Below are 15,857 nucleotides of genomic sequence, written 5' to 3' on the forward strand. Positions count from 1 at the left end.
AAGATTTATGAATGGTCATATATATAAAAGAGGCTCTACCTACACCTATGTCATTGATTTAGGAAGGGATCCTATAACAAACAAAAGAAATCAAAAATCTAAGGGTGGATTCAAAACTAAAAAAGAGGCTAACGCTGCACTATCTCATATATTAGCAAGCTACAATGAAGGTACTTATATAAATGAAACTGATATGACACTTGCTGAGTTTTCTGACAAATGGATAAAATTATACTCCAAGACAGGTAATGTCAAAATAAGTACTGTTAGAGTAAGACAACATGAGATTAACAACGTTAAAGCTTACTTTAAAGAAGCAAAAATGAAAGATATTACAAGCTTAATGTATCAAGATTTTCTGTTATATTTATTATCTAATTTTGCACATAATACTTTAACTGGTATACATAGAACTGCTAAAATGATATTTAAAAAAGCAATAGAAATGAGATTAATCTTAAATGATCCAACTCAATATGCTAAAGTTCCAAAGAAAGTAAAAACAGTAGAAGAACTTGAGCATGAAACTGAAATACCTAAATATTTTGAGAAAGAAGAACTTAATGAGTTTTTAGAGCTTTCTAAGCAAGATATTAGCCCTCAAACCTATGTAATATTTCTAACACTCGCATATACTGGAATACGTATCGGTGAACTATGTGCCTTAAAATGGAAGGACATTGACTTTACAAGCAAAGAGATAAGTATATATAAGACTTATTATAATCCTGTAAATAACACTATAAATTATACGCTATTACCACCTAAAACAAAAACATCTAAGCGCAAAATACAAGTTGATGATATAGTTATTGAAGCTCTAAGAAAGCATAAATTACGTCAAAACGAGCTCAGACTTCGTATCACATCATGGCATAAGGAGAATTTTGTATTTACTAAGTTTATCAATTATCCTGGATATCCAGAGACACCAAAGCAAATAGAAATTGTAATGGATAGAATTATTAAGAAAAACGGACTGAAGAAATTAACTCCACATGGATTAAGGCACACACATGTGTCACTCTTAGCTGAGGCTGGTGTTGGGTTAAAAGAAATAATGGAACGTTTAGGTCATAAGGATGACGAAACAACTACTTCTATATACATGCATGTAACTAAGGCAATGAAGACAGAAGCAAGTACTAAATTCAGTAAATTAATGAATTCAGTATAAAATGTTAGCAAGTTGTTAGCAATATAAAGGCTATAATTCATCAATTCATGAACACGTTTATTTTAACGTGTTCTTTATTTTTTCGAATTATACTTGAAAATATTTTTAAAGTCTTGAACATATTGAATTATCTATTGTACATTGATTTTTGTTAGCAAAATTATATCTATGCAACAAATATAAAACAATTAATTTAATACAATCAAAACAAATAAATAATTTTCAATACTCTCATCAACATTTAATGCTAACAATGCATTGTTAGCAAATCAATGCAAATAATATAAATTTTTATGAAATGTTAGCAAATTGTTAGCAAATGAAAATTTCCACAAAAAAAAGCGCTGAATTTCAGCGCTTTTTATCCTTTATTACATCATTCCTGGCATTCCGCCACCCATTGGAGGCATTGCAGGTTCATTTTCTTTTGGTTCTTCTACTACAGCTGCTTCTGTTGTCAATAACATTGATGCAACACTTGCTGCGTTTTGTAATGCTGAACGAGTTACTTTAGTTGGATCAACTATACCAGTTTCAATCATATCAACATATTTTTCAGCCAATGCATCAAATCCATAGCCTTTTTTACTTGCTTTAACTTTTTCAATTATAACTGAACCTTCTAATCCAGCATTGATAGCTATTTGTCTTACTGGCTCTTCCAATGCTCTTTTTATAATTTGAGCACCAGTTCTAGCATCTCCAGTTAATTCTTTAACTACTTTATCAACTGCAGGTATTACTGATACTAATGCTGTTCCACCACCAGCTACTAAGCCTTCTTCAACTGCTGCACGAGTTGCGTTCAAAGCATCTTCAATTCTTAATTTTTTCTCTTTCATTTCAGTTTCTGTTGCTGCTCCAACGTTAATAACTGCAACTCCACCTGTTAATTTAGCTAATCTTTCTTGTAATTTTTCTTTATCAAATTCTGAAGTTGATTCTTCGTATTGAACTCTAATTTGTCTAACTCTTTCGTCAAGTTGCTCTTTCTCTCCAGAACCACCAACTATTGTAGTGTTTTCTTTATCTATTTTAATTGTAGATGCAGTTCCTAACATTTCAAGAGTAGCATCTTTCAATTCATATCCTAATTCTTCAGATATAACTTCTCCGCCTGTTAAAATTGCTATATCTTTAAGCATTTCTTTTCTTCTGTCACCAAATCCAGGAGCTTTAACAGCTATACAGTTGAATGTTCCTCTTAATTTGTTTACTACTAATGTTGCTAATGCTTCCCCATCAACATCTTCTGCTATGATAAGTAATGATTTTCCGCCTTGAACTATTTGCTCAAGAACTGGTAAAATTTCTTGAATATTAGAGATTTTTTTATCTGTTATTAATATATATGGATTATCTAATATAGCTTCCATTTTTTCTGTATCAGTTACCATATATGATGATAAATATCCTCTATCAAATTGCATACCTTCAACTACAGATAAGTCTGTTCCCATAGTTTTAGATTCTTCAACAGTTATAACGCCATCTTTCCCAACTTTATCCATTGCTTGTGATATTAATTTACCTATAGTTTCATCTGATGCTGAAACTGATGCAACTTGTGCTATATCTTCAGATGTTTCTACTTGCTTTGATAATCCTTTTAATTCTTCAACTGCTACTTCTACAGCTTTATTGATACCTTTTTTTATAATCATTGGGTTAGCACCAGCTGCTACGTTTTTAAGTCCTTCTCTAATGATAGCTTGAGCCAATAATGTTGCTGTTGTAGTTCCATCACCTGCTATATCATTTGTTTTAGTTGCTACTTCTCTAACAAGTTGAGCACCCATATTTTCAAATGGATCTGATAATTCTATTTCTCTTGCTATTGTAACTCCATCATTAGTAATCATTGGAGAACCAAATGATTTTCCTAATACAACATTTCTTCCCTTAGGTCCTAATGTAACTTTTACTGTATCTGCTAATGTGTTAACGCCTTTTTCCATAGCACGACGTGCTGCTTCATCAAATTGAATTAATTTTGCCATTTAAATGCACCTCTTCTTATAATTTTTATTCTACTACTGCTAATATATCTGATAATTTTATTACAATTAATTCTTCACCATCAATTTTAACTTCTGTTCCAGCAAATTTAGAGAAAATTACTTTGTCTGCAACTTTAATTTCATTCTTTTTCTTATCATCTGAAGTAATTCCTGCCCCAACTGCTAAAACTTCTGCTATTTGTGGTTTTTCTTTTGCAGTACCTGTCAATACAATACCACTTTTAGTTTTTTCTTCAGCCTCAATCATTTTAATAACAACTCTTTCACCTAATGGTTTAACGTTCATTTAATTACCTCCTAATTTATAAAAATATAATATAATTTAAACAGTTTTATTGTTTTATTAGCACTCAATGTATACGAGTGCTAACACTATATATAATAACCATTTGCGCTTATGTAATCAATATCGATTATAAGCAGTTTAAAGCAATTTATCTCCGATTTTAATATTATATACATAATTTTCTCTGCAATACATTAATTTTCATTTAATTTCTTTGATTTGCTTTAATTTATATATTATATAAATATCTATTTTATATATTTTCCAAATATTAAATACTACTTACCTATATCATTCTCTCTTGCATAAAAAAATAGATATTGTTGTGCATAGCCTGATAAATCCTTAAATTTATTCTCAGCAAATTTTCTAATCTCTAAATCCTTTGCTGTATTTGGCACATAAAGTGTTTGCATAACTCTTCTTACCCATACATCAACAGGAAAGGTAGCAAATTGTTTCATTGAAAATAACAAAATACAATTTGCTACCTTATCTCCTATACCTTTATATGTTTTTAAATATTCTAATCCTTCATCATATGTTTTGCTTTTCAGATTGTATACAATATCTTTATCCTGAATTATTTTTTGTGAAGCTAAAATAATTCTTTCTGACCTGAATCCAGCTTTACATTCTGCCACCTTTTCAACATCTGCATTTGCTAATCTTTCTATACTCGGAAATGAGTAATATTTCTTGCTATTATATTCTTGAATGAAATCACCAAATTTTTTACTTAAATTCGATATTACCTTCTTTATCATAGGTATTCTATTGTTTGCTGAAATAATAAAAGATATAATCATTTCATACTCTTGTTGATTTAATATCCTTATACCTGTTCCAAATTCTATAGCTTTTTTCATTATATCATCATTATTTAATTTACTTTTAATTTGTGAATAATCTGTATCAATATCAAAATAATCTTTCCAAATTTCATTAAAATCTTCTTTATTAGAATTTTTTATTATTATTTCATCATTTAATTTTGAAACATTTATTACACGTTTATTCGCTACTATGGTGTAGCTATTGTCTAGCTCTTTTTCCCACCTAAACGCTTGACCACACTCAAATATGTGCTTCGGTTCGAAATCTGATTGTTCGCTAATAATTAATCTGTCACTTTTTTCTTGTACTTTCATCTATATCACCTGATTTATTGTAGTATTCTAATATTTTAAAGCACTTACTAATTCTTTATATAATTTGTTAGTAACTATTATTACCAACGACTAAAATAAATATATACTATATTTTAATATTTAGAATATATAATGTCAAATTTAATAAAGTTGTCTCAATTTTATATTCAATCTCAATTTGATACTGAATTTTGTTTCATTTTGAGACTAATATAATAAATATATGTAATTTACAATGTTTTATAATTGGCATATATTTTGCAATTATATATTTAATAAAACTTTGGAGGTTAACATGGATATTAAAGATAGTATATTATTCATATTAAATAATGAAATTAAACCAGCAATAGGTTGTACAGAACCCGTTGCAATTGCACTTTGCGCTGCAGCTGCTTCATCTTGTATAAAATCTAAAAAATTTGATGAAGTAGAAACTTATTTAAGCTCTAACATTTATAAAAATGGTATGAATGTTGGTATTCCAAACACTTCTGATATAGGGCTTGATGTTGCTACTGCTCTAGGTGTTGCTAAACAAGACTATTCAAAAGGATTGCAAATATTAGGCGAAATAGATGATAATTGTAGAGCAATTGCAAAAGAACTTGTTGATGACAAAAAAGTGTCTGTAAAAATTGCTGATATGAGTAAAAAAGTATATATAAAAGTTATCGTTAAATCAGAAGATAACATTGCTGAAGCTATTATTGAAGATAAACACGATAACATCACAAGTATTACTTTAAATGGCAAAGTAATATTAGAGAAAAAGCAAACACAATCATCATCAGCTACAACAGGAGTACCAGATAGTTTCTTTGACTCTTCAATTATGGATATAATAAATGCTATTGATGAATTGGAATTTGAAGATATTAAATTCTTACTTGATGGAATTGCAATGAATTTAAATGCTGCTGAAATGGGGATGAGTGAAAAACTAGGTATTGGAACTGGATATGCTATGAAAAAAAGCATGGACAAAGGTGTTATGTGCAATGACTTAGCTAACCAAGCAATGATGCTTACATCAGCTGCTTCTGATGCAAGAATGTCAGGTAAAGTTATTCCAGTTATGAGTTCTTCAGGAAGTGGAAACAACGGATTAACTGCTATATTACCTTTAGCTGCTTATAAAAAGACTAACCCAAAAACTAGCGATGAAAAAATGGCTAAATCATTAGCAATAAGTCATGTTATCACATCATATGTAAAACACTATATAGGAAGATTATCTCCTCTTTGTGGTTGTTCAATTGCTGCTGCAACAGGCTCAGCAAGTGCTATCACATGGTTAATGGGTGGAAACTCTACACAAATTCAAGGAACTATTAAAAACATATTAGCTAATCTATCAGGAGTTATATGTGACGGTGCTAAACCTGGCTGTTCGTTAAAATTAGGTACAGCTGCTGCTGCTGGAGTACAATCTTCATTATTTGCAATGCAAGGTTTCTATGCTTGTAAAAACAATGGTATAGTAACAGGTAGTGCTGAACAAAGTATTAAAAACTTAAAATCATTAAGCAATAATGGTATGGATAATGTAGATAAAACTATAATTGATATTATGCTTGCTGCAAACAATTAACTTTAGCTAAAAATATTTAAAATATTTTTATATAACACCTATTCTAAGGATTCCCCCATTCTTAGTAAATTAGGCAAACTGAAAGCTATTGATATTAATAAATGTCAATAGCTTTTTTATTTAGAATTCTTTTTTATTGCAAATACGTATTGATATCAACATTGATATAATCAATAACACCAATGCTACTATCGGCAATATATAAAGAAGACTGTCTATATTTATAGATTGTAAATTTTGAATATACGATGGCGTATCTTTAAATAATTTTGAAAGCATAACTATCATAAATGTAGGAATTAAAGCAATTACAATCATAATATATCTCCCTTTTTCTACACCATATTTAAAATTAAATGGTAGTACAATTGATAAAAACACAACTGACAAACTAAACAATGCAACTACTCCTATTATACTATCTTTATTAATTGCTATATCCATAAAACAATATCCTACTATATTTATTATTAGATTAACAACTAAAGCAATAATTGAAAATATCCCCCCTAAATAATATTTAGATATAACTAAATCATTTCTTGAAATTGGCATTGTAAGTCCATATCTATCAAAATTAGATCTTTCATCATAGGCAAGTGCTGTGCTAGGAAGCATGACAAACAATATAGAAATCACACCCATGAATATACTTAAATCCTTGTTTGAAAAACTTATTACGAAGTTCATCACTAATATAAGTATTAAAATTTTAGATTGTTTTTTTAAATTAATTAAATCCTTTATAATCAAACCCTTCATATTATTTAGACATCTCCTTTACATAAAATAACATAATATCTTCTATACTTGCTTTATCAATAACTCCATCACATTTTAGATTGTTTTTATATACTAAAGCTTCAACTCCAAAACTATTTTTTCTATATCCTATAACTAGAGATTTATCAATATTTTTAAATACTTCCTTTGAACATTTTAGCAAACCGTATTTATTTGTTAATTCATCCTTTTCTTCAGTAAACATGATTTTACCCTCATGTATTAATGTTATATAGTCGCACACTTTTTCTAAATCACTAATTATGTGAGAAGATATAAATATTGAATGATTTTCATCTTGTATAAATTGCAAGAATATTTCCAATATTTCATCCTTTACAATTGGGTCAAGTCCACTTGTAGCCTCATCTAATATTAATAATTTACTGTCATGGCTAAGTGCTACTGTTATGGACAGTTTCATTTTCATTCCCTTTGAAAAATCTTTTATACTTTTATCTAATGGAAGTGAAAAATCTTTTATGTATTTATAAAACTTCTTTTCATCCCATGTTGTATATATGTTTTTCATTATAATATTTACATTTTTTGCTGTTACATTTTCGGGAAAGAAACACTCATCTAAAACTACTCCAATATTTTCTTTGACAGCATCTAAATCCTTTTTATTATCTTTACCCAAAACATTTATGCTTCCAGCATCTCTATTAATCAAATCAAGTATTAACTTGATAGTTGTCGTCTTACCAGCACCATTTTCTCCTATAAATCCCATAATGCATCCTTTAGGAAGATGTATATTAATATTACTTAATTCAAAATTTTTATATTTTTTTGACACATTTTTTAATTCCAATGCATATCCCATAATCAATCTCCTTCATAAATTGTTTTAAACATTTCAATCAGCTCTTCAAAACTAATATTACACAAGTTTGATTTTTCAATAATTTTTGACATTTCTTCCTCTATGTATTTGAGAGCTTCTTCTTTTATTAAATTAATATTTTTAGCTGCAACAAAGCTTCCTTTTCCCGTCACAGAAACTATAAAGCCTTCTTTTTCAAGCTCTTCATAAGCGCGTTTTGTTGTTATTACGCTTATTCTCAATTCTTTTGCAAGTAACCTCATTGATGGTAAGGCATCATTATCCTTGAGTTCTCCAGAAATTATGCATGCTTTAATCTGAGAAACTATTTGTTCATATATTGGTTTATCACTCGAGTTACTAATTAGAATATTCATTATTTTTTTCACCTTTAATATATATTGTATATATACAGTATATACAATATTACACCATTGTCAATAGTTTATTTATATAATTTTAAATATTTTTTACACTCTATATCAAGTAAATATGTTTGAATTTACACAACTCAACTAACACTTGAGTGGATTTTTATGAAACTAAAGCATTGCTTGCTTTAATTTTTTTACACATTGTGGTAGTCTTTTACTATAAGTTAATGCTTTATCGATAGAGTAAATAATAACACGAGGAGATAATTTATGTTTCAAACAAAAACAGTAGGTAGAAAAATATTTGAACTAAGAAAGGAAAAAAATATAACACAAATGGAGCTTGCTGATTTACTAGGAGTAAGCTATCAGGCGGTAAGCAATTGGGAAAGAGGAAACTCAATGCCAGACATTTCAAAATTATCTGATTTATCTAGAATTTTAGGTATAAGTATAGATGATTTGTTAAATGATGAAAAATCATCTACCATTATTAAAAATGTAATTGGCGGAACAGAGGAAGAATACATAAAAGAAAATGAAGTTTCATTAGATGAAATCAATGATATTGCACCTATATTAAAGCCTAATCAAACTGAAAAAATAGTTGATAAAGTAATTGAAAGTAGCAATGAAAATTTTAAATTTGAAGACATAGTTGCAATAGCACCAAACTTGGATGAGGATTTTCTATATACTTTAATTAAAAATTGCATAGATACAGCTACATTAGAAGATGTACTATCCATAGCTCCATTTCTTGATGAAGATGATATTGACGAATTAGCTATTGGTCTTTTAGACGCCGACAATGTAAATACTAAAATTGTAGTGAGTTTAGCACCTTTCATGACTGAGGATGGATTAGATACTATTGTAAACAAATATAGTGATAAGATAAATATAGAAGCTATTGCATGCTTTTTAGATGAAGATACTGTAAGTGATTATGCAAAAAAGATGTATAATTTAAATGAATTTGATAAAATCATAAAAATTGCATGCTACATGGATAGTGATGATGTTGCTGAATTAGCTTTAAAAGCTGCTAAAGATGATAATATACATTTTGTAACTACAGTAGCACCATATATAGATGATGAGGATGAACTTCATGAAATTGCAAGCATATTGGTAAAAAAGCATGGAATTAGCGGTATTAAGGGTATCATGCCTTTTCTATAAAATTTTTAATATATGTTAAATTATTTTCACTCTAAAAAGCACAGGAATTAGCCATTCCTGTGCTTTTGTCGATTTAAAAACTATATTTGTTGGTTTATATTTAATACTAACAATAATGTTATAAACTATCTGCTAACCAAAAAAACTTTATCCAATGCTTTAGTTTTCTTAAGTGCTGTAACAAGCAAAGCACCTATAATTGTTCCGCCAAATGTGCTTATAAAAAATGGTATAACATATAAAAATAATGATGCTTCTTTTCCCATTATTAAAGTAGCTACAGGATATGCTAATATCCCACCAATAATAGATGTTCCAATAAGTTCACCCAGATATACCAAAGGTAAATTTTTAAAATATTTATACATCAATCCACACAAAAGTGCACCACACATACTACCAGGGAAAGCTAACAAAGAGCCTGTACCAAGGAGATTTCTGATAAGACTTGTTACAAATGCCACAATTACATTGTATACAGGGCCTAAAAAAACTCCCCCTATAATATTTACAAAATGCTGTACTGGAAAGCATTTAGATGCTCCAAAAGGAATAGAAAAAGGAGAGCATACAACAGCAACAGCACATAACACGCCTGCAAAGGCTAATTTCTTTGTACTAATTTTTTTCATTACATAATCCTTTCTAAGTAAATATTAAATTTTTCTCTAATTATCATTATGAATTCTGTTATTAAGCTAATGATAATTTTGAAATCATTTTATAATATTAAATTTATGTATAATGTTTTTATTATTTTCAGTTTTTAATCTCTACTTTTTCACCAGATAAGATTTTGTTTGTTGTTCTCATAGCACACATTTTTCCACACATAGTACATGTATGTTTTTCAGAAGGTTTTGCACTTTCATAGTATTCTTTTGCTTTTTCTTTATCAAGAGCACATTCGAACATATCATCCCAGTCTACTCTTCTTCTTGCATCACTCATTTTATAGTCTATTTCTTTTGCACCTGGTATTCCTTTTGCTATATCTGCCGCATGTGCCGCTATTTTTGAAGCAATTATACCTTCTTTAACATCATTTAAGTCAGGTAATCTCAAATGTTCAGCAGGTGTTACATAGCATAAGAAGTCTGCACCGTTTGCAGCTGCAATTGCTCCTCCAATAGCTGATGTTATATGGTCATAGCCCGGTGCAATATCAGTTACTATAGGTCCTAATACATAAAATGGTGCGTTATAGCAAAGCTTTTTCTCTAATTGCATGTTTGCAGCTATTTCATTCATTGCAACATGTCCCGGTCCCTCTACTAGAACCTGAACATCTTTTTCCCATGCACGTTTTGTTAAATTCCCTATTTCTATAAGTTCAGCTATTTGTCCAGCATCTGTACTGTCGTTTATACAGCCTGGTCTTAGAGCATCACCTATACTTATTGTCACATCATATTCTCTCAATATATCAAGAACTTCATCATAGAACTCATAGAAAGGATTCTCATTTCCTGTCATTTCCATCCATGCAAATAGCAATGATCCACCTCTTGATACTATATTTGTCAATCTTTTTTGTCTTTTAAAAGCTTCTATAGCTCTTTTATTAATACCTGCATGTATAGTTAAAAAGTCTACACCTTCCTTTGCATGTGCTTCTACAACTCTTAAAAAATCCTTTGCAGTAATATCAAGCAAATCCTTTTCAAGATATCCTACAGCATCATACATAGGAACTGTACCTATCACAGCTGGAGAAAATTCTATCAATTCTTTTCTAAATTTATTTGTCTTTCCGTAGTTACTCAAATCCATTATAGCAGCACAGCCATGCTCTACAGCTAGCTTAGCTTTTTTCATTTCTAGTTCATAATCCATTAAATCTCCTGAAATTCCAAGATTAACATTGATTTTTGTTCTTAATCCTTTTCCGATTCCTTCAGCAGACAATGATTTGTGATTAATATTTGCAGGTATACATATTTCACCACAAGCTACCTCTTTTAATATATACTGAACATCAACATTTTCTTTCTTTGCAACCAATTCCATTTCAGGTGTAATTATACCTTTTTTAGCCGCTTCCATTTGTGTTTTATAATTTCTCATTTTTTCACCTTCCTATTTGCAGACAAACTTTCTGACCTACCATTGCTTTTAACCTATCAACTATTTCTCTATGAGAAATGGGTTATGGCATAAAAAAATCCTCACTGTTTTACAGGAGGATTAACATCACAAAGCTATATGTTTTGGCTCCCTACGACAGTATTAACTGACAGGTTCTAAGGGTCAGGTTTTATCCTTCTCAACTAAATTAGTTCCCCTGCAAATCTTTATTTTATTTTTACAAGTTCATTGTATCTCATAAGTCAAACATTGTCAATTGATTACAGCATCTATTTTATTCAAGTAACTCTATTGAAAAATATATCATATCATCTTCCGTTATTTCATTGCCCTTGTTAATTTCAAGTTCTTCAGGCGTGAATTTGCCAAATGCGTACCTTTCAATTGCTTGTTTCATATCTTCATCGCCCTCTTTTATTAGAAATTCGGCACACACCTTTATCCATCTCCAATCCTTCGTAGCAACCAACGCTTTTGCTACTTGTTTAAATGAAGATTTTCTTTCTGGATAAATATTATCATCTATATCAATTAAATCAATATCATCTATATCTATCGCCCCATATTTATTACCAATCTTAAACAAAAATGTATTATAAATTAAATAACATCTAATATTTTCTGTATCTAATATAGTTTGAATGCTTTGTTTTTCAAACTCACCTCGAATTGTTCTACTTTCAAGTTGTTTTTCATTATTGGAATTCTTAAATGAAATAAATGTCGTAATTCTAGGAAAATTATGAATTGCATACTCAATCAAAAAGCTATCACCTAAGTCAGTTTGTATAATTTCTTTTCTTGTATTAATATCTTCATCAAACATATGCTCAATTGAATACTTTAGACAAAAATAGAATATTACAGCCAGAATAAACAAAACAATTAGTATTATTATTAAGATTTTTCCTATGATTTTTTTATTTAGCCTCAATATATATCACACCTTCCATCTATTTTTCATTCTCCAACATATTAAAGATAAAATTAATATAATTATTTCTTATAGTAATGCTTTGATTATATGTAAACTTTTCACCTTTTAACAAAGGCCATCCAATTCCATAATAACTATCATTTGTATATTTATTTACCTTTTCCCTAAAAGAATTTCTATTATCAGAACCAACTAGATTTGTTACAAAATTAGTAAATCTAAATCTTGAATTCGGTATTTGATTATAAAATTTTTTCATCAACAGAGCTATTGATGTTGATGGATTAATTTTTTGGTATATATTAACTGCATCAACATCTGCATATAAATCAGTCATAGAAAAACTAGAATTATCATTACCAATAAGTTTGTTAAATTCATTGCTTATTTCAATACTATTATTTGAATTTGATGTTTTAACTTTTATTTCAAGCATAAGTGTTTGTAAATCTCCTGCCCAGCCTGACAAATCATCTATATGATATTCGGGCATAAACTTAGAAGCTAATTTTGTTTTTGTGTTGTAACCATCATTCAAATTTGATTTATAAATTAATCCAGTTAATGTAGCAGCTAAATGTGTTATTTCTATTTTATTATAGTCAGCATCTGTTATAAACATACTATTGCCATCACTTGCATGTTTGAAGTATTCAGCAACTTTAGGATTTTGTGTTTCAACATAATTTATAAAATCATAATCTATTTTTCCTCCAGCTAGATCCCACTTATTTATGCAATAAGCAGAATTAAATTGCCTAATATACATACATAACAGCCAATTAGTATCAATATTTTTGTTAACACTGTAACACTGTGCTAATGTATTAAGTGAACCAATATTTTTAAACAAAGTACGATTGAGATTAGGATCTGAAATATTTGAGTTTAGTCTAACATTATTTATACTTTTCAGAAATTCCTCTTGCATAGAAATTTCTGTTCCATTAGTTGGTTTCTTTGTAATAAACGCAATATTTGATTGATTTAAGTCTTGTACAGCAGCACTACTTACATACTTGCTACTAGTTACAGATGCTATTTTTTCTCTCAACTCTTTTTTTGTTAATGATTTGTTTCTGTATATATTGCCACCCCTTGCATCTTCCGCCTTTTGATGTGCAGCCTCCATAGCCTCAGTATCTCCGCGTTTTTTTGCCTCTATATATTCATTAGTAGCTTCAACTATCTGTGCTTGTGCTTCATCTGACCTATCACTGTCGCCCTCTTCCCAATGTCCAGTAGGGTCAGTGTACATTATTGGTTCATTATGGCAATATGTGTATACATTCAAGCTAAGTGGGTCATTTGGATTTCCTGTGTATGTATCCTCTGTTATAAACCTTGCTATCTTACTATCATAGTATCTTGCATTTAGATAATATAGGTCTGTTTCCTTGTCATACTGATATCCTGCATAGGTTATGTTGTTATTTACATCCCCTGTTTGACTTATTATATTACCAAATGCATCATAGTCATATGTACCTTTAACTTCTCCGTTTGGTGATATAAGTGCTGTAACATCTCCGTGAGCATTGTACATATAGTAGTATTCTTCTGATGTACCATTTTCCTCTACTAATCGATATAGTAGAGTTGTACCATATACATTCTTTGCTAGTTGATTGCCTGTACTATCTGTTTCAAGTATAACCTTATCAGCCTCGTAAAGATAAAGTGTTGTATTGTTTTCAACTGTCTTTTCTACCCTATAATCCTCTGCATTGTAATTGTATGTGCTTGTTGTACTGCCTTCTTTTAACATTACAAGACGATTGAAATTGTCATAACTGTATAATGTAACATCGTTTGAGCCTGTTCCTTGGTCTGTGTTTTTGACAATTTCAAGTCCAAAACTTGGCATGTTTTGTATGTCAGTAGGTGTATTTGCATCTGTAATTTTCATGGTGCTTTTTATTTTACTTTTTAAGTTACCGTTATTGTCATATTTATATATTGTTTTTTCTGTCTTTTTATCTGATAGCTTTGTTTCTGCGGATATCAGCCTGTTTTGTTCATTGTATATATAGCTTGTGCCTGTTAGGTTTTCTCCTGCTGCCACTATTTCTGTTTTTCTATTACCTGCTTTATCAAAGCTATAGCTTGTTATCTTACCATTTGGCTCTGTTACTTTTTCAAGCCTGTTTAGGCTGTCGTATTCATATATTGTTGTTCCATCATTTGTTGTCTTTGATGTTTGGTTCTCTGCTGCATCATAGGTATATGTATAGCTTTGTAGAACTGTTCCATCTGATTTTAGGTTTCTAAGTTTTTTAACTTTATTATCCTTGTAATATGTATATGTTTCTTTTGTTCCTTCTGGATATATTATACTTTTTCTGTTCCCATTTGTATAGTAGGTATATTTTGTTATTTTATCTCCAGTTTTTACACTATATAAACGTCCTACTTCGTCGTATGTTTTTTCTGATATATTCCCCTTAGGGTCTGTTGTTTTTTCTACTATATATCCTGATATATTGCTAGGTATATCATACTGATATATTGTTTGTCCTATCACTGGTACTGTCTTAGCTGTTACTCTATTTTGCTCATCATATACTCTTGTAGTTGTACCTGTAGAATCTGTCATTGTAAGTAAATTCCCGTTATTGTCATAGGTATAGCTTTTTAACTCACCATCTGCATTTTCACTAAGTAATCTACCAAATATATCATAGGTATAGGTTGTTTTTTTATTTTTTCATTAACATTTATTATCCTGATATTAGCTAATTTAGCTTGTTATACAAATGAGGGTATTAAAAGCTATTAAAGCAATAGTTTTTAACACCCTCATTCTTTTTATTTAGTTAAGAATTTCTCTGTCCCAACTGAAACATAATTAACTTAATAAATAAATTTTTATTGAATTTTCATTTCTAAATAGCTAATCATATTTTGTATACTCATTTCAAGTTTTTCTTTAGATAAATAATCTGGCAACTTTCCATCTTCTTTGTAATCGTCTGAAACAATAATAGGCTTATTAGATATTTCTTTCAATACTTTTATCATCTCGTTTTGTATATCTATTTTCTTATATAAATTTAAACTTAGAGATTTTAACGTATCAAGAATAGCATTAATAATTCTTAAAATAGTATTTGTATCCAGAAACTTCTTTTTCTGAATTAATTGATCTATCATAAATTGTATAGCTTCATTTTCTTTCATACTAACAGAAATATCCCCGTATCTTTCTATATTTTCAGCAAGTAATTTATTATTTAATGCCTCGTTTATTTTTCTTGCTAAACTCAGTTGCATTTCCTTAAGCCATTCGTATTCCAATAATTTCGAAACATTTAAAGTTTTATAAAATTCATATTCTCCTTCACGAATCATATGAAAATGGCTACCACCATATTTAATAAAAATTTCTTTAGCTACTACAAAATCCTTATTATACAATTTAAATTTCTCCTT

14 protein-coding genes, 1 pseudogene and 1 riboswitch are annotated in these 15,857 nt (G+C 29.3%); of the genes and pseudogenes, 3 read left to right on the forward strand and 12 right to left on the reverse strand.

The window, feature by feature from the left end; genetic code table 11:
* Positions 1-7: 7 nt before the first annotated feature.
* Positions 8-1,177, forward strand: a complete 1,170-nt coding sequence (locus JYG23_RS08835) for a site-specific integrase (protein WP_207235286.1) — start codon at positions 8-10, stop codon at positions 1,175-1,177.
* 371 nt (positions 1,178-1,548) lie between these two features.
* Here JYG23_RS08835 and groL read toward each other — a convergent pair whose 3' ends face one another.
* The 3 genes from groL to JYG23_RS08850 form a co-directional block, all read right to left on the reverse strand.
* Positions 1,549-3,177 (reverse strand): chaperonin GroEL, encoded by a 1,629-nt coding sequence (gene groL, locus JYG23_RS08840; RefSeq protein ID WP_207235287.1) that lies wholly within the window; start codon positions 3,175-3,177, stop codon positions 1,549-1,551.
* Positions 3,178-3,202: 25 nt separating this feature from the next.
* Positions 3,203-3,484, reverse strand: coding sequence for a co-chaperone GroES (groES, locus tag JYG23_RS08845; RefSeq protein ID WP_207235289.1), 282 nt, complete (start codon positions 3,482-3,484; stop codon positions 3,203-3,205).
* A 278-nt stretch (positions 3,485-3,762) separates the two neighbouring features.
* The gene (locus JYG23_RS08850; RefSeq protein ID WP_207235290.1) at positions 3,763-4,635 is read right to left on the reverse strand and encodes a DNA-3-methyladenine glycosylase; all 873 of its coding nucleotides are present in this window, start codon (positions 4,633-4,635) and stop codon (positions 3,763-3,765) included.
* A gap of 295 nt (positions 4,636-4,930) precedes the next feature.
* On the opposite strand from JYG23_RS08850, the gene JYG23_RS08855 reads away from it, so the two are divergent.
* Positions 4,931-6,229 carry a serine dehydratase subunit alpha family protein gene (locus JYG23_RS08855; RefSeq protein ID WP_207235291.1) on the forward strand — a complete coding sequence of 433 codons (1,299 nt, stop codon included), beginning with the start codon at positions 4,931-4,933 and terminating at the stop codon, positions 6,227-6,229.
* A gap of 120 nt (positions 6,230-6,349) precedes the next feature.
* On the opposite strand, the gene JYG23_RS08860 is transcribed toward JYG23_RS08855, so the two are convergent.
* The 3 genes from JYG23_RS08860 to JYG23_RS08870 are packed head-to-tail and all read right to left on the reverse strand — an operon-like array spanning position 6,350 to position 8,218.
* Positions 6,350-6,991 (reverse strand): ABC-2 transporter permease, encoded by a 642-nt coding sequence (locus JYG23_RS08860; RefSeq protein WP_207235293.1) that lies wholly within the window; start codon positions 6,989-6,991, stop codon positions 6,350-6,352.
* 1 nt (position 6,992) lies between these two features.
* On the reverse strand, positions 6,993-7,841 hold the full coding sequence (locus tag JYG23_RS08865; protein ID WP_207235294.1) for an ABC transporter ATP-binding protein: 849 nt from the start codon (positions 7,839-7,841) through the stop codon (positions 6,993-6,995).
* Between the two features lie 2 nt (positions 7,842-7,843).
* Positions 7,844-8,218 carry a GntR family transcriptional regulator gene (locus JYG23_RS08870; protein ID WP_207235295.1) on the reverse strand — a complete coding sequence of 125 codons (375 nt, stop codon included), beginning with the start codon at positions 8,216-8,218 and terminating at the stop codon, positions 7,844-7,846.
* A 267-nt stretch (positions 8,219-8,485) separates the two neighbouring features.
* Here JYG23_RS08870 and JYG23_RS08875 point away from each other — a divergent pair, with 267 nt between their 5' ends.
* Positions 8,486-9,400, forward strand: a complete 915-nt coding sequence (locus tag JYG23_RS08875) for a helix-turn-helix domain-containing protein (protein WP_207235296.1) — start codon at positions 8,486-8,488, stop codon at positions 9,398-9,400.
* A gap of 125 nt (positions 9,401-9,525) precedes the next feature.
* Here the strand turns inward: JYG23_RS08875 and thiW are convergent, their stop codons facing one another.
* From thiW to JYG23_RS08900, 6 genes and pseudogenes are all read right to left on the reverse strand, one after another.
* Positions 9,526-10,032 carry an energy coupling factor transporter S component ThiW gene (gene thiW, locus JYG23_RS08880; RefSeq protein WP_207235300.1) on the reverse strand — a complete coding sequence of 169 codons (507 nt, stop codon included), beginning with the start codon at positions 10,030-10,032 and terminating at the stop codon, positions 9,526-9,528.
* Between the two features lie 127 nt (positions 10,033-10,159).
* A complete protein-coding gene (gene thiC, locus JYG23_RS08885; protein WP_207235302.1) occupies positions 10,160-11,467 on the reverse strand; it encodes a phosphomethylpyrimidine synthase ThiC in 1,308 nt (435 codons plus the stop codon).
* 131 nt (positions 11,468-11,598) lie between these two features.
* A riboswitch (TPP riboswitch) is annotated at positions 11,599-11,696 on the reverse strand.
* A 66-nt stretch (positions 11,697-11,762) separates the two neighbouring features.
* A complete protein-coding gene (locus JYG23_RS08890) occupies positions 11,763-12,422 on the reverse strand; it encodes a hypothetical protein (protein WP_207235303.1) in 660 nt (219 codons plus the stop codon).
* 19 nt (positions 12,423-12,441) lie between these two features.
* Positions 12,442-15,021 (reverse strand): RHS repeat-associated core domain-containing protein, encoded by a 2,580-nt coding sequence (locus JYG23_RS08895; protein WP_242631549.1) that lies wholly within the window; start codon positions 15,019-15,021, stop codon positions 12,442-12,444.
* 27 nt (positions 15,022-15,048) lie between these two features.
* Positions 15,049-15,102: pseudogene (locus tag JYG23_RS15155) on the reverse strand (hypothetical protein); the annotation flags it as partial.
* Positions 15,103-15,293: 191 nt separating this feature from the next.
* Complete coding sequence (locus JYG23_RS08900; protein WP_207235304.1) at positions 15,294-15,842, reverse strand: hypothetical protein; 549 nt, start codon at positions 15,840-15,842, stop codon at positions 15,294-15,296.
* Positions 15,843-15,857 lie beyond the last annotated feature (15 nt).

The sequence above is a fragment of the Sedimentibacter sp. zth1 genome, assembly GCF_017352195.1.
Classification (GTDB): Bacteria; Bacillota; Clostridia; order Tissierellales; family Sedimentibacteraceae; genus UBA1535.

Excerpts from the sequence above, each read along its gene's own strand:
- groL (WP_207235287.1), bottom strand. The coding sequence starts at position 3,177 with ATGGCAAAATTAATTCAATTTGATGAAGCAGCACGTCGTGCTATGGAA.
- JYG23_RS08855 (WP_207235291.1), top strand. The coding sequence starts at position 4,931 with ATGGATATTAAAGATAGTATATTATTCATATTAAATAATGAAATTAAA.
- groES (WP_207235289.1), bottom strand. The coding sequence starts at position 3,484 with ATGAACGTTAAACCATTAGGTGAAAGAGTTGTTATTAAAATGATTGAG.
- JYG23_RS08875 (WP_207235296.1), top strand. The coding sequence starts at position 8,486 with ATGTTTCAAACAAAAACAGTAGGTAGAAAAATATTTGAACTAAGAAAG.
- JYG23_RS08860 (WP_207235293.1), bottom strand. The coding sequence starts at position 6,991 with ATGAAGGGTTTGATTATAAAGGATTTAATTAATTTAAAAAAACAATCT.
- thiW (WP_207235300.1), bottom strand. The coding sequence starts at position 10,032 with ATGAAAAAAATTAGTACAAAGAAATTAGCCTTTGCAGGCGTGTTATGT.
- JYG23_RS08870 (WP_207235295.1), bottom strand. The coding sequence starts at position 8,218 with ATGAATATTCTAATTAGTAACTCGAGTGATAAACCAATATATGAACAA.
- JYG23_RS08835 (WP_207235286.1), top strand. The coding sequence starts at position 8 with ATGAATGGTCATATATATAAAAGAGGCTCTACCTACACCTATGTCATT.
- JYG23_RS08895 (WP_242631549.1), bottom strand. The coding sequence starts at position 15,021 with ATGACAGATTCTACAGGTACAACTACAAGAGTATATGATGAGCAAAAT.
- thiC (WP_207235302.1), bottom strand. The coding sequence starts at position 11,467 with ATGAGAAATTATAAAACACAAATGGAAGCGGCTAAAAAAGGTATAATT.
- JYG23_RS08865 (WP_207235294.1), bottom strand. The coding sequence starts at position 7,841 with ATGGGATATGCATTGGAATTAAAAAATGTGTCAAAAAAATATAAAAAT.
- JYG23_RS08850 (WP_207235290.1), bottom strand. The coding sequence starts at position 4,635 with ATGAAAGTACAAGAAAAAAGTGACAGATTAATTATTAGCGAACAATCA.